Source organism: Loktanella sp. F6476L (genome assembly GCF_023015725.1).
Classification (GTDB): domain Bacteria; phylum Pseudomonadota; class Alphaproteobacteria; order Rhodobacterales; family Rhodobacteraceae; genus Yoonia.
The window spans coordinates 201,883-215,436 of record NZ_JALKAR010000002.1; the positions used below are offsets into that span (position 1 = coordinate 201,883).

Here is a 13,554-nt window from a genome sequence, read left to right on the forward strand (position 1 = left end):
ATTTAGGCTGGGTTCTGTTCTTTCGCAGCAACCAACCATTCGTCGTAAGTTTCTTGGCTCACAACTTTGACCGTGATTGGCATGTACGCGTGGTCTTTGCCGCAAAGTTCGGAACACTGACCGAAGTAGATGCCTTCTTGTTCAGCAGCAAACCACAGCTGGGCCAGACGACCTGGAACCGCGTCTTGCTTCACGCCGAATGCCGGGATGGTCCAAGAATGGATCACGTCAGCACCAGTCACCTGCATCACAACAGTCGCGCCCACGGGTACAACAACGGCTGTGTCTGTCGCGAGAAGGTTCTGATCAGCTGTGTAACCGTATTCTTCAAGCTCGTCCTCGGCCAGCATGTAGCTGTCGAAGTAAACGGCTTCGTCAGTGTATTCGTAGCCCCAGTACCACTGGTAGCCTGTCACCTTGATGTTGATGTCCGCTGCAGGGATTTCCTGCTGCTTGAACAGAACCGGCAGAGAGAACGCACCGATGAAGACCAGAATGACAACTGGAATGATTGTCCATGCAACTTCCAAAGGAGAGTTATGTGTGAATGTAGACGGTGTCGGGTTTGATTTGCGGTTAAACCGGATGACGACCCACGCCAGCAGGCCTGTCACAAACAATGTGATGATCGTGATGATCACCAACAGCATACCGTCCAACCACTGCAGATCGCGGGCCAATTCGGTTGCTGCCGGCTGGAAACCAGTCGCACCCGGTGTTGGCTGGCCGATGATGTCCAGTTCTTGAGTGACCTCTTGTGCAGAAGCCGCAGCACCCGCAAGAATCAGTCCTGCTGAGGCCCAAAGTGAAGTCGCGATAGTCTTCAGTCGCATGTCATGTCCTGTCTGTCTTGGCGCGCGTGGGCGCAATCGTCTAGCTCCGTCATGGGCGAACACCCTTAAGAAAGACGGAATCCCGTTGTAACCTGCCGCCCATGTCCCATATTTAAATGAACAACTCAAGAACCGCTGTTGCGGCAAACGGACGCTTTTGTCCTTTGATCCATCCACCGATAAGGAAAACCTGCATGTCCGCTGATCCGTTCCGCCCGTTTGATACAAATCTAGACCGCGACACTGCGCTTTCACTGCTACAAGACGCCACAGCCGGGGCTGACGACGGGGAACTGTTTCTGGAACGCCGCCGGTCAGAGGTTCTGGCGTTTGACGATGGCCGCGTGAAGACCGCCAGTTTCGATGCATCCGAAGGATTCGGTCTGCGCGCCGTAAAAGGTGAAACCGCAGGCTATGCGCATTCAACCACGATTGACGAACACGCATTGAAGCGTGCGGTCAGCACTGCGCGGCTGGCTGTAGGCGATGGTGGCGGCACGATGGCCGATGGCCCTGTCGGCACCAATAAGAAGCTGTATTCTGACGAAGACCCGATGTTGCAGGCCACCTTCCCCGCAAAAATCGATGTCCTGCGCGAGATCGACGACTTTGCCCGCGCATTGGACAATCGCGTCGTGCAAGTGTCCGCCGTTCTGGCCGCGTCGCATCAGGAAGTTCTGATTCTGCGCCCTGATGGTGTGCTGGTCACTGATACACGCCCGATGTCGCGCCTGAATGTCAGCGTCATTGTCGAAGAAAACGGACAACGCGAAAGCGGCATGTCTGGTGGCGGTGGGCGTGCGGGCCTGATCGGCCTGATTTCCAGCGACAACTGGGAACCTGCCGTGCGTGAAGCGCTGCGGATCGCGCTAGTGAATCTTGACGCAGAACCAGCCCCTGCTGGTGTTATGGATGTTGTGCTTGGGCCAGGCTGGCCCGGTATTTTGCTGCACGAAGCGATTGGTCACGGGTTAGAGGGCGATTTTAACCGCAAGGGATCAAGCGCCTTTGCAGGTCTTATGGGTCAGCAGATTGCATCCAAGGGCGTCACTGTGTTGGACGACGGGACAATTCCGGACCGGCGTGGATCGATCACGGTCGATGACGAAGGCACGCCAAGTGCAAAGAATACGCTGATCGAAGACGGTGTTCTGGTTGGCTACATGCAGGACCGTCAAAATGCGCGCCTGATGGGGGTCGCCCCCACGGGGAATGGCCGTCGTGAAAGCTATGCCCACGCGCCAATGCCGCGAATGACCAACACATATATGTTGTCCGGTCCCGACACGCCGGAATCGCTTGTCGCTGATCTGAAGGACGGGATTTATGCGGTCGGCTTTGGCGGTGGTCAGGTCGATATCACAAACGGCAAGTTCGTCTTTAGCTGCACCGAAGCCTATCGCGTTAAGAACGGCGTTGTCGGCGCACCAGTTAAGGGTGCCACGCTGATCGGTGACGGGGCGACAGCGTTGAAGCATATCCGCGGGATCGGCAATGATATGGCGCTTGATCCGGGCATCGGGAATTGCGGCAAAGCGGGCCAATGGGTGCCTGTTGGCGTTGGTCAGCCAAGCCTGATGATTGGCGGGCTGACTGTTGGTGGCGCTGCGACTTGACACAAATACTGGCTGCAAGCGTGCGTGAACCTGTGACGTGGGGCACCGTGTTGCTTGCAGCGCTGTTCACTTGGGTTGGGACATCCGGTTGTGGGTGGGCTTTGATGACGATTGGATCGGCGTTGGTCGAGGTTTTGGCGTTTGAGCCTGCGCAGGTGTCGGCGATCCTTCAAACCATTGATTTTGTGGCAGTCGTTTTCTTTGCGTTGATGTTGTCTGGTGTTGTCAGCTGGATTCCGTTGATCGTCCTGACGCCAATTGTAAAAGCGCTGGCAAACGCTGATCATGATAAACCGCTTGTCGGTGCAGGGATCGGGATAGTGGCGGGTGCTGCGACATCACTTATCCTCTTTGGGAATGATTTCCCGGGAGATGAAATGGTCCTGCTCGGCATAGCTGTCGGGGCCATCATGGGGGCGACCAATATGGCGTTCTTGCGGTGGTTACGAATGCGAGCGGCGAAAGAGGCCCCCCAGAAATATTGGGGCAAATTGCCTTAAATTGTTCATATCCCGTTAAGAAGTTGGCCGTAACACTAGAGGTGTAGCAAACGGAGAACGAGACATTGGAGACGTGACACCTTCCACTCACCCCCCACTCCCACCCACCACGGAAGACGATTCTTTTCACCGTCTCCGTTTGCTGCGATCCCGACGCGTTGGCATCGCAACCTACCGCCGCCTGATCCGCGAACATGGCACGGCGGTGGACGCGTTACGGGCATTACCTGATGTCGCGCGTGCGGCAGGTGTGACGGATTACCAAATCTGCCCTGAAGGCGTGATCAACGCAGAACTGCGGGCGGGCAAAGCCGCAGGCGCCACGCTGTTAACGGAAGACCACCCTGATTACCCAGCCACGCTACTGGAAATCTCTGATGCGCCGCCGTTGTTATGGACGATCGGACAGACGGCGTTGCTACGGCGGCCGATGGTCGCACTTGTGGGCGCGCGCAACGCATCATCCTTGGGGACACGCATGGCCAAAGCGCTGGCAGCGGGGCTATCTGAGGCGGAGATCGTTGTCGTTTCAGGGTTGGCGCGCGGCATCGACACCGCGGCACACCTAAGCAGCTTACAGAACGGAACAATTGCGGTGCAGGCTGGCGGGGTCGATACAGTGTACCCCGTTGAGAACGCGAAACTCGCCAGCGACATCGCCAAACAGGGACTGCGGATTTCGGAAATGCCGATTGGCATGCAACCGCAGGCCCGCCATTTCCCAACGCGAAACCGGATCATTTCCGGTTTGTCGTCTGCTGTCGTTGTGGTCGAAGCCGCCGCAAAATCGGGCAGCTTGATCACGGCCCGCAACGCATTGGATCAAGCGCGTGATGTCTTTGCGGTCCCCGGCCACCCTTTTGATGCGCGGGCGGCAGGGTGCAATATGTTGATCAGAGACGGTGCGCTTTTGGTACGATCCGCGCAAGATATCATTGACGCAATAGCGACGCTCTCCCCGCAGCAAGCAGATCTTCCGTTGGAAACGCCAATCGAAAAACCATCGCGCAGCTTGCGGGAAACGGCCGCGCTGCACAGTCAAATCCTATCGCGTTTGGGACCATCGCCGGTCGCGGAAGATCAGCTTATCCGTGATCTTCAAACTGCGCCAACGACCATCGCACCCGTGATTATGGACCTCGAACTGGACGGCAAAATCACCCGTCATGCAGGCGGCCTTTTGGCACGTGTTGATTGACCTTCAGAATTCCCCCTAGATAAATTCAGCACTTTTCAACTACTTGATGGTCAAGAAAAAGGGATTGCGCTTGTCTCGAAACCTGCGCATTGACATTCAGTCATGCGCCCCCACATCTTGCGCAGACCTTGCGTAACTCGTTATTTGACAGGAATTTCATGCCAGTCGTCGTCGTCGAATCCCCTGCTAAGGCAAAGACAATCAACAAATATTTAGGCAACGACTATACCGTTCTTGCCTCTTTTGGGCATGTCCGTGACTTGCCGCCCAAAGACGGATCAGTCGATCCGGACGATGATTTTGCGATGAAATGGGAAATCGCAAGCGACAGCAAAAAGCATATTAAAGCGATTGTTGACGCGTTGAAGACCGACAACGAACTGATCCTAGCGACCGACCCCGACCGCGAAGGTGAAGCGATTTCGTGGCATTTGACCGAGGCGTTGACAGCAAAGAAAGCGATCAAAAAAGACACGCCGGTGTCCCGCGTTGTGTTTAACGCCATCACCAAAGCTGCCGTGACCGATGCGATGAAAAACCCGCGTCAGGTTGATGTGCCTTTGGTCGACGCCTATCTCGCGCGCCGTGCCTTGGATTATTTGGTGGGCTTTAAGTTGTCGCCAGTATTGTGGCGCAAATTGCCAGGCGCGAAATCAGCAGGCCGTGTGCAATCCGTAACACTGCGGATCATCGTCGAACGCGAAATGGAAATCGAAGTTTTCCGCGCGCAAGAATACTGGTCCGTCAAAGCGGTGTTGCAAACGCCACGCGGCCAAACATTCGAAGCACGATTGACGACGCTTGCGGGCGACAAGCTCGATAAATTCTCGATTGAAAATGAAACGCAGGCGGAAATGGCCGTTCAGGCGATCAATTCGCGCGATTTGGTCGTTAAATCTGTCGAGGCGAAACCCGGTTCGCGCAACCCGTCGCCCCCGTTTATGACGTCGACTTTGCAGCAAGAAGCATCGCGCAAATTTGGAATGGGCGCCAAGCAAACGATGTCCGTCGCGCAACGTTTGTACGAGGCCGGCCTGATTACATACATGCGGACCGACGGCATCGACATGGCGCCCGAAGCGGTCGCCGGCGCACGCGACGCGATCAAGGCCAAATTCGGCGATAAATATCTACCCGAAAAGCCACGCGTCTATAAGAACAAAGCGAAGAACGCCCAAGAAGCGCACGAATGTGTGCGCCCGACTGATCTAATGGTCGACACGGCTGCCGCAAAAATCGTCGATTCAGATCAACGCAAACTTTACGATCTGATCTATAAACGGACGATTGCGTCCCAGATGGAAGCCGCGAAATTCGAACGCACGGCGGTAGATATCGGCAGCGACGACGGTCAGGTTGTGCTGCGTGCCAACGGGCAAGTCATGGTCTTTGACGGGTTTATTGCGGTCTACGAAGAAGGTCGCGACGACGCGGTTGTCGATGATGATGACAAGCGTCTGCCGCAAATTCACGAAGGCGAAAAAGCTGTCAAAGAGACAGTCACGCCTGAGCAACATTTCACCCAACCGCCGCCCCGTTACACCGAGGCGACGCTAGTGAAGCGGATGGAAGAACTGGGCATCGGTCGCCCGTCGACCTACGCGTCCATCGTGACCACGATTCAGGATCGCGGGTATGTTGAAAAAGATAAGAACCGCCTGATTCCGCAGGACAAAGGACGGTTGGTGACGGCGTTCCTATCCAACTATTTCCGCAAATATATCGGCTATGATTTCACCGCCGATCTGGAAAACCAGTTGGATGAAGTCAGCGCAGGCAACGGCGACTATAAGAAGGTTCTCGCGAACTTCTGGCGCGACTTCTCTGCCGCGATTGGCGAAACATCCGAGCTGCGGATCACCGAAGTTCTTGAAAAAATTAACGAAGTTCTGGAACCGCATCTGTTCCCGCCTGAAGAAGACGGGTCCGATCCACGTGCCTGTAAGAATTGCGGCGTTGGTCGGCTGTCGATGCGGACTGCGCGCTCTGGCGGTGCGTTCATCGGGTGTTCAAATTATCCGGAATGCCGGTACACCCGCCCATTTGGCCCGCCAAATCCGGAAGCAGAAGCATCCGCAATTCCACCTGACGGGAAACTGTTGGGTGAAGATGCAGGTGATGAGATCCGTGTGTTCAAAGGCCGCTTTGGCCCGTATGTGCAGCGTGGTCCTGTGACCGAAGAGAACAAGAAACCGCCGCGGACAGGCGTGCCGGAGGGATGGAATCCCGAAGAGATCGATCTGGCCGACGCGGTGAAATTGCTGGAACTGCCCCGTTTGATCGGCGAACACCCTGAAGATGGCGTAAATGTTTGGGCGAATTTAGGCCGGTACGGGCCGTATCTGAAACATGCTGAAAACACGTCGTTTAGAGGCGGCACCAACGCAAATCTGCCCACGATTGACGACGTCTGGACTGTCGGCATGAACCACGCTGTGCAGTTGTTGGCCGAAAAGAAAGCGTCACGTGGCAACCGCGGGAAAGCCGCGACACCGATCCGCGAGCTTGGCGATCACCCAGAGGCGGGCGGTCCCGTTAATATTTATGACGGCAAATACGGTCCTTACGTGAAATGGGAAAAGATCAACGCGACGATCCCTGACACGATTGATCCGGCTGATCTGACGTTGGCGCATGCGGTTGATTTGCTTGATGAACGGGCTGCGAAGTCTGGCAAAACCATCAAAAAGAAAGCAGCGCCAAAAAAGAAGGCCGCTGCAAAGAAACCAGCCGCGAAGAAAAAGCCTGCAGCAAAGAAACCGGCGGCGAAGAAGCCCGCTGCGAAGAAAAAAGCAGCTGACTAAACATAAGGGGCCAGTGCGCTGGCCCCGCCCCTCTCGGGGATGTGACTGACCGTGCGTTGATCCTTTCCCGCGTAGTTCGTATCGCTTTGGAAAACAAAGCAGGATACAGCATGACCTCGACATTTTTGAACCGTCGCACGTTGATTGCCGGCGCTGCCGTGACACTGGCGACGCCCGCGCTGTCACAATCCGCGCCCCCAACGTCGCGCAATACCGCAAAATTCGTCGCGCAAAACTGGCAAGACCATTTTGATACGCTGGGCGTTGCGGCCATCGTCGCGGACACCCAAAGCCGCGCACTGCATTTCTGGAAGGGCGATGTATATCGTGTCTATCCAACGTCTGTTCCGGCCACGGATGAATTGACCAAACGCGGGTACACCGAAATCGTTCGCAAACGCGTAGGTCCGGATTGGACCCCGACAGCATCACAAAAGGAACGGTTCGGCTGGACATATATGCCGCCAGGTCCCGAAAACCCGCTGGGTACACATGCGATGTATCTGTCTTGGCCCGCCTATTTGATTCATGGGACACACGACACCCGCAAGATCGGTCGCCCGTCTTCTGACGGATGTATCGGACTATATAATGAACAAATTGCTGATCTTTTTGCAATTACGCCAGTCGGAACGCAGGTCCGTGTGATCTAGCCGGATTGCAACCGGTTGCAATAATTTACGCTGCACCGCCGCATTTCATTGACTCCATGTTCACGTAACGGCATCAACGCTGTGAACAACGGGAGAGGCTTGGCATGAAGAAGATTTACCCCAACGCGGCGGCAGCCCTTGATGGGTTATTGCACGACGGGATGTTTATTGCGGCGGGCGGCTTTGGCCTTTGCGGTATTCCAGAACTGCTGCTTGATGCGATCAAAGACGCAGGCACCAAGGATTTGACGTTTGCGTCGAACAACGCGGGCGTTGATGATTTTGGCATCGGCATTCTGCTGCAGACCCGTCAGGTTAAGAAAATGATCTCGTCATACGTCGGTGAAAACGCCGAATTCATGCGTCAGTACTTGTCTGGCGAGCTTGAGCTAGAATTCAATCCGCAAGGCACATTGGCCGAACGGATGCGTGCCGGTGGCTGTGGGATTCCCGGGTTTTACACCAAGACTGGTGTGGGCACCGTGATTGCCGAGGGCAAAGAACACAAAGACTTCAATGGCGAGACATTCATCATGGAAGAAGGCATCTTTGCTGATCTCGCGATCGTCAAAGCGTGGAAAGCGGACGAAACGGGGAACCTGATCTTCCGTAAGACTGCCCGCAACTTTAACCCGCCTGCTGCGATGTGCGGGAAAGTCTGCGTGGTTGAGGTCGAGGAAATCGTGCCAACCGGTTCGCTTGACCCCGATCACATCCATTTGCCGGGCATCTATGTGCACCGAATTATTCAGGGCGATCACGAGAAACGGATCGAACAACGTACAGTGCGGGAGGCTTGACCCATGTGGGATCGTAACCAAATGGCCGCACGCGCGGCACAAGAACTTGAAGACGGCACATATGTGAACCTTGGCATCGGGATTCCGACGCTGGTGTCCAATTACATCCCCGAAGGTGTAGAGGTGACGCTGCAGTCTGAAAACGGCATGCTGGGCATGGGCCCGTTTCCGTTGGAAGCTGATATCGACGCTGACCTGATTAACGCTGGTAAGCAGACGATTACGGAACTGCCACAGACTGCGTATTTCGATTCTTCGCAATCCTTTGGCATGATCCGAGGTGGCAAGATTGCGATGGCGATCTTGGGTGCGATGGAAGTTGCCGAAAACGGCGATCTTGCGAACTGGATGATTCCCGGCAAGCTGGTCAAAGGTATGGGCGGCGCGATGGATCTTGTTGCTGGCGTTGGTCGTGTTGTTGTTGTGATGGATCACACGAACAAACATGGTGACAGCAAGCTGCTGAAAGCCTGCACCTTGCCGTTGACCGGCCAAGGCGTTGTTGATCGGATTATCACGAACCTTGGTGTACTGGATGTTGTCGACGGCGGATTGCGGATCGTTGAATGCGCTGAAGGCGTATCAGAGGACGAACTGCGCGCCGCGACAGAAGCCGCCATCGTTTGAGGCCTATTATATAGTGACAAGAAAAGGCCGGGCCGCACTATGCGATCCGGCCTTTTGACTTTTTTGCTTTGGGCGCAGTGTAGAACAGGCAAAACCCTGTCTATCTGTTCGCGACCGCAAAGACGCATCCATCCGTCACAAGCTGCGGCGGCGTTTGACACAGCCCTTTTGCAACATTGAATGCGGCCAGCACCTTCGGCACGTAAGCCCGTGTTTCAGGATACGGCGGCACGCCGTTATTATCGCGCACAGCGCCTTCGCCAGCGTTATATCCGGCAAGCACCAAAATCGGGTCTTTATCAAAGTGCTCCATGAGCCAGGCAAGATACGCGACACCTGCTTTGATATTTTCGGCTGGGTTCACACGGTCTGTGACACCAAACCGTTCAGCCGTTGCTGGCATCAGCTGCATAAGACCAACGGCCCCTGCGTGGCTTTCTGCCTGCACCTTGCCCGCACTTTCGATCGAAATGAGCGCAAGGACCAATGCAGGGGACACATCCGTTCCCACGGTTTCGCGCAAAATGGTTAAGCCGTGGGCCTGCGCGATGTCTTGTAATGTCTGCAAACGCGGGGCGGGCACGGAATTGCCCCCCGGAGGGTTGTTGATCAATTGCAGCGCAGGCTGCAAACGCCCCGGTCCGCTGTCAGAACGGGCAGGAGATATTGTCGACCAGAACCATTCCATCCCAGAACTGCGGGGCTGGGCCTGCGGTTGGGCGGATACGGCTGTCCCTGCTGCGGCAGGTGTCGTCGGCGCACGAGGTGTCACCTGTACACGAATCCGGTTCGATGCACCTGCGGTTGGCACCGTGACACGGCGAAACGTAAAGTCTGGTTGTAGGCGCTTTATCTCAGCCACCACGGGCCCTGTCGCACAAACAAGTGCAAGCGCCGCTGCGAAAGCGGTTCGAATATACATTATGAATGTCCTGCCGACGTTTTTTATTCCTTCCAATCAAGCAACATTTGTTTTGTATTGCCAGCAAAACGCAAACAATTGCCTAATTCGATTTGGATTGGACGCAAATGCGCAACGAACGCGCAGGGGCAATACATAAAAATTGCCCTATAATTCGTATAAAAACATATACTTACGTATAAATCTCAATTTTTTTGGGGGCTGCGCAAAATTGCACCAACCAAGACAAACTCTCGCCGCATTCCAACGTCAAAACTTACTCATCCAAAGCGGGGATCGAGCCAACAAGAGGCCGGCAAGATACGATCCGCAGACGATAACTGAAAAACTAGCGACACCCTGAGGAGGGAATTTAATGCTTAACTTTATCAAAAACTTCCGCAACGACGAAGACGGCGCAGTAACAGTAGACTGGGTTGTTCTGACAGCTGCTATCGTTGCTCTCGGCCTGGTTGTCGGCAACGCAGTTTCAACTGGCGCGTCTACAAAAGCGACTACAATCGTTTCTGAAATGACTTCTTCCGGTACAACTCCTTAATCTGGAGTTGACGTAGTCAGGGTCTACCTGACTTCGCCACAAGAATTGAGGCCACACTGCAATCGTAGTGTGGCCTTTCTTCGTTTTCAGGGGCTCCGTTTTCCCTATAAAACGTCGAAAATGCGAATGACTTCGAAACACCAAATCCCTGAAAATTCATAGCTTGGCCACGTTTGCGCCACATAAAGGGTTCAAGAATGAAGCGGAAATTTAAGTGCGCGGAGCATCAAAATGTTAAAATCGATCAAATCCTTCTGGAGCAACGAAGACGGCGCAATTACTGTCGACTGGGTTGTTTTGACCGCAGCGGCTGTTGCGCTATGCTTGCTGGTATTGTCGACAATTCAAACCGGCGCACTGACGACCATCGCCGCTATGTGGGCAAGCGCGGGCTAACTTTACTGTCGGCTGCGCAGGTGACAAAACGCGCAAAGCGGGACTTCGGGCAAGAGTCCACTTTGTGATACAAATAAAACCTTGAGGTAAATGAAATGCGTGCAGTATTTGGTTTAGTCATGATCGTCGGGATGGGTCTCGCCGGTTTTGCTGTTTATATGGTGAACGGCTACGTCAGCGAAACGCAAAGCGAACGCGATCTGCTGTTGCAGCGTGCCGCTGAAGTTGTTCCGACCGTTGGCGTTTACGCCGTTACACGCCAAATGAAATATGGTGAGACGTTGACCGCTGATGACGTCGCCGTCATTCAATATGCAGAACCGTTCTTGCCCGAAGGCGTCTTTACGACCGAGGAAGAACTGTTCCCCGAAGGCGACGAAGAACTGCGTGTTGTGACCCGTCCGATGGAAATTAACGAACCCGTTCTGGCTGTGAAGGTCACCGAACCGGGCGATATCGCAGGTATTACGTCCCTGCTGAGCCCCGGCATGCGCGCCTTTACGATCAGCGTCGATGTGCAGTCCGGTGTGTCCGGCTTCCTGCGTCCAGGCGACCGTGTTGACGTTTATTGGTCCGGCAGTCTGCGCACGGCTGGCGGTGAAAACGAAAACATCACGCAGTTGATCCTGTCATCTGTTGAACTGATCGCGATTGACCAGACATCCGATTCAAACCGCAGCGACGCTGCAATTGCCCGGACTGTGACTGTACAGGTCAGCCCTGCCAACGTGGCGGCCCTGACCCAAGCGAGCGCGACTGGTAAGCTGTCTTTGGCGCTGGTTGGTGCCGGTGATACGGCGACGATCAGTTCCATTGCGATTGACCAAAGAACGCTACTTGGTGTCGAAGAAGAAGCACCCGAAGTTGTCGAAGAAGCACCTGTCGTAGTTGAAGCCCCAAAGCAGTGCTTTATCAAGCAACGCAGCGGTGGACAGGTTGTCGAAGTCGAAATTCCTTGCACGAACTAAGCGCTGACAAGGACTAATATAGACGGCGTCGCTGACATCAGCGGCGCCGTTTTCGCATAAATCTCTGTGGCGCAGCGGCCACGATGCTTCGTTTTGGTGTAACAGACTAAAGGGTTTAACCCCATCTGTTGCCAGTTATCCACATAAGGACCAGCCTCCAACGCATTGATTATTGCAATAAATGCTCATCCAATGCATCGTCACACCACATCGGGCGCTAAGACCCATTTAACGAGGCGTGATCGGAGAGGCAGGTCACCATGACATATACGAACCTTATCAAGGCCGCGCTTGCGGGCTTGGCATTGTCGTTCGCGACAGTTCCAACCTCAAGTGCAGCGGAAACACTACGCGTGTTGCGAGGAGCAACATCAAGTGCACTACAAGTGCCAATGAACCGCGCTGTGGTTGTAGAGAGCGACTCTGCATTTACCGAACTTTCTATCGCCAACCCCGGCATCGCGGACATCTCGTCCCTGTCGGACCGCACGATCTATGTGCTGGGCAAGGAACCGGGCCGCACGACATTGACACTATTGGGGGCCGATGGGCGCCTGATCACAAACGTCGAGGTCCACGTGACCCCCGACATCGCAGAATTCAAAGAACGTCTGGAGCAAATCCTGCCCGGCGAACATATTGAAGTCCGCACAGCCAACGACGGCATTGTTCTTTCCGGCACCGTATCTTCGATTGCCCGTTTGGATCGCGCCCTTGAACTGGCGAACCGTTACGCACCAGAGCGGGTTTCGAACCTGATGGTCGTTGGCGGCACACAACAGGTGATGTTGAAAGTCCGCTTTGCAGAAATGCAGCGGTCTGTATCCAAATCGCTTTCTTCGTCCCTCGCGGTTCAAGGCACAGGCCTTGGCGGTGATCTGGGCGTGTCAGCGGGTACAGGTAGCTTGAACAACTCTGGCGCAGTGGCCAGCACGTTCGGCGCGGCAATCCCTGCTGTGAACGAAAACAACGGGGCATTCCTGTTCGGGTTTAACGCAGGCGGCCTTGAAGTTGGCATTCTGCTGGAAGCCTTGGAAAGCCGCGGTGTTGTGCGGACATTGGCAGAGCCAAACTTGACCGCACTCAGCGGCCAAGAGGCAAAGTTCCTTGCCGGTGGTGAGTATCCGGTTCCAACAACGCAGAGTGAAGGTGGCATCGCCGTTGAATATAAGCCGTTTGGTGTTGAACTGAACTTTATTCCACGGGTTATCGACCAAGACATCATCAACCTTGAATTGGTTGCTGCGGTGTCTGCAATCGACCCATCAAACGGCGTTTCAGCTGGCGGGTTCTCGATCGACGCATTCACGCGCCGCGAGACATCAACAACTGTTGAAATGCGCGACGGCGAAAGCTTTGCCATCGCGGGTCTGTTGTCTGATGACTTCACCGATCTGAATGGTCAGGTGCCATGGCTGGGCGATGTGCCTGTGCTTGGGTCCCTGTTCCGGTCCGCTGAATATGCGCGCCGCCAGACAGAGCTGGTTATTATTGTAACGCCACATCTTGTGACACCAACACGCGGCGAAGCGCTTGCCTTGCCAACTGACCGTGTTCGCCCACCAACCGAGCGTGAATTGTTCCTGTTTGGCCGCGTTGCCGCAGGTGAAGCACCAACAGCCGGTGGCGCTGGTGAAGTTGCACGCCAAGACTTTAGCGGGTCTTACGGCTACGTGCTGGACGATTGAGAGGGAATGAT

At 54.9% G+C, this 13,554-nt stretch carries 13 protein-coding genes; 11 read left to right on the forward strand and 2 right to left on the reverse strand.

The genetic code is table 11. The features are described from left to right. Nucleotides 1-2: 2 nt before the first annotated feature. A complete protein-coding gene (gene coxB / locus MWU61_RS06255) occupies nt 3-833 on the reverse strand; it encodes a cytochrome c oxidase subunit II (RefSeq protein WP_247127429.1) in 831 nt (276 codons plus the stop codon). A gap of 194 nt (nt 834-1,027) precedes the next feature. Between coxB and tldD the strand changes: the two genes are divergently transcribed. The 7 genes from tldD (at nt 1,028) to MWU61_RS06290 (ending at nt 9,031) form a co-directional block, all read left to right on the forward strand. After that, on the forward strand, nt 1,028-2,449 hold the full coding sequence (tldD, locus tag MWU61_RS06260) for a metalloprotease TldD (RefSeq protein WP_247127430.1): 1,422 nt from the start codon (nt 1,028-1,030) through the stop codon (nt 2,447-2,449). Further along, a complete protein-coding gene (locus MWU61_RS06265) occupies nt 2,446-2,949 on the forward strand; it encodes a hypothetical protein (protein ID WP_247127431.1) in 504 nt (167 codons plus the stop codon). Before tldD ends, MWU61_RS06265 begins: the two co-directional genes overlap by 4 nt. A gap of 64 nt (nt 2,950-3,013) precedes the next feature. Then, nucleotides 3,014-4,147: a DNA-processing protein DprA gene (gene dprA, locus MWU61_RS06270; RefSeq protein WP_348645577.1), complete on the forward strand. Its 1,134-nt coding sequence runs from the start codon at nt 3,014-3,016 to the stop codon at nt 4,145-4,147. Between the two features lie 158 nt (nt 4,148-4,305). Then, complete coding sequence (gene topA / locus MWU61_RS06275; protein ID WP_247127433.1) at nt 4,306-6,951, forward strand: type I DNA topoisomerase; 2,646 nt, start codon at nt 4,306-4,308, stop codon at nt 6,949-6,951. A gap of 110 nt (nt 6,952-7,061) precedes the next feature. After that, nucleotides 7,062-7,604 carry a L,D-transpeptidase gene (locus MWU61_RS06280; RefSeq protein ID WP_247127434.1) on the forward strand — a complete coding sequence of 181 codons (543 nt, stop codon included), beginning with the start codon at nt 7,062-7,064 and terminating at the stop codon, nt 7,602-7,604. 104 nt (nt 7,605-7,708) lie between these two features. Continuing rightward, nucleotides 7,709-8,404, forward strand: a complete 696-nt coding sequence (locus MWU61_RS06285; protein WP_247127435.1) for a CoA transferase subunit A — start codon at nt 7,709-7,711, stop codon at nt 8,402-8,404. A gap of 3 nt (nt 8,405-8,407) precedes the next feature. Beyond that, a complete protein-coding gene (locus MWU61_RS06290) occupies nt 8,408-9,031 on the forward strand; it encodes a 3-oxoacid CoA-transferase subunit B (protein WP_247127436.1) in 624 nt (207 codons plus the stop codon). A 100-nt stretch (nt 9,032-9,131) separates the two neighbouring features. Here MWU61_RS06290 and MWU61_RS06295 read toward each other — a convergent pair whose 3' ends face one another. Next, nucleotides 9,132-9,953, reverse strand: coding sequence for a transglycosylase SLT domain-containing protein (locus tag MWU61_RS06295; protein ID WP_247127437.1), 822 nt, complete (start codon nt 9,951-9,953; stop codon nt 9,132-9,134). A 355-nt stretch (nt 9,954-10,308) separates the two neighbouring features. On the opposite strand from MWU61_RS06295, the gene MWU61_RS06300 reads away from it, so the two are divergent. From MWU61_RS06300 to MWU61_RS06315, 4 genes are all read left to right on the forward strand, one after another. Then, on the forward strand, nt 10,309-10,491 hold the full coding sequence (locus MWU61_RS06300) for a hypothetical protein (protein WP_247127438.1): 183 nt from the start codon (nt 10,309-10,311) through the stop codon (nt 10,489-10,491). 231 nt (nt 10,492-10,722) lie between these two features. Then, nucleotides 10,723-10,887 carry a hypothetical protein gene (locus tag MWU61_RS06305; protein WP_247127439.1) on the forward strand — a complete coding sequence of 55 codons (165 nt, stop codon included), beginning with the start codon at nt 10,723-10,725 and terminating at the stop codon, nt 10,885-10,887. Between the two features lie 95 nt (nt 10,888-10,982). Then, a complete protein-coding gene (cpaB, locus tag MWU61_RS06310) occupies nt 10,983-11,855 on the forward strand; it encodes a Flp pilus assembly protein CpaB (RefSeq protein ID WP_247127440.1) in 873 nt (290 codons plus the stop codon). 260 nt (nt 11,856-12,115) lie between these two features. After that, nucleotides 12,116-13,543, forward strand: coding sequence for a type II and III secretion system protein family protein (locus MWU61_RS06315; RefSeq protein ID WP_247127441.1), 1,428 nt, complete (start codon nt 12,116-12,118; stop codon nt 13,541-13,543). Nucleotides 13,544-13,554: the final 11 nt, after the last annotated feature.

Coding starts and splice junctions, on each gene's coding strand:
- coxB (WP_247127429.1), bottom strand. CDS start 833: ATGCGACTGAAGACTATCGCGACTTCACTTTGGGCCTCAGCAGGACTG.
- tldD (WP_247127430.1), top strand. CDS start 1,028: ATGTCCGCTGATCCGTTCCGCCCGTTTGATACAAATCTAGACCGCGAC.
- topA (WP_247127433.1), top strand. CDS start 4,306: ATGCCAGTCGTCGTCGTCGAATCCCCTGCTAAGGCAAAGACAATCAAC.
- MWU61_RS06280 (WP_247127434.1), top strand. CDS start 7,062: ATGACCTCGACATTTTTGAACCGTCGCACGTTGATTGCCGGCGCTGCC.
- MWU61_RS06285 (WP_247127435.1), top strand. CDS start 7,709: ATGAAGAAGATTTACCCCAACGCGGCGGCAGCCCTTGATGGGTTATTG.
- MWU61_RS06290 (WP_247127436.1), top strand. CDS start 8,408: ATGTGGGATCGTAACCAAATGGCCGCACGCGCGGCACAAGAACTTGAA.
- MWU61_RS06295 (WP_247127437.1), bottom strand. CDS start 9,953: ATGTATATTCGAACCGCTTTCGCAGCGGCGCTTGCACTTGTTTGTGCG.
- MWU61_RS06300 (WP_247127438.1), top strand. CDS start 10,309: ATGCTTAACTTTATCAAAAACTTCCGCAACGACGAAGACGGCGCAGTA.
- MWU61_RS06305 (WP_247127439.1), top strand. CDS start 10,723: ATGTTAAAATCGATCAAATCCTTCTGGAGCAACGAAGACGGCGCAATT.
- cpaB (WP_247127440.1), top strand. CDS start 10,983: ATGCGTGCAGTATTTGGTTTAGTCATGATCGTCGGGATGGGTCTCGCC.
- MWU61_RS06315 (WP_247127441.1), top strand. CDS start 12,116: ATGACATATACGAACCTTATCAAGGCCGCGCTTGCGGGCTTGGCATTG.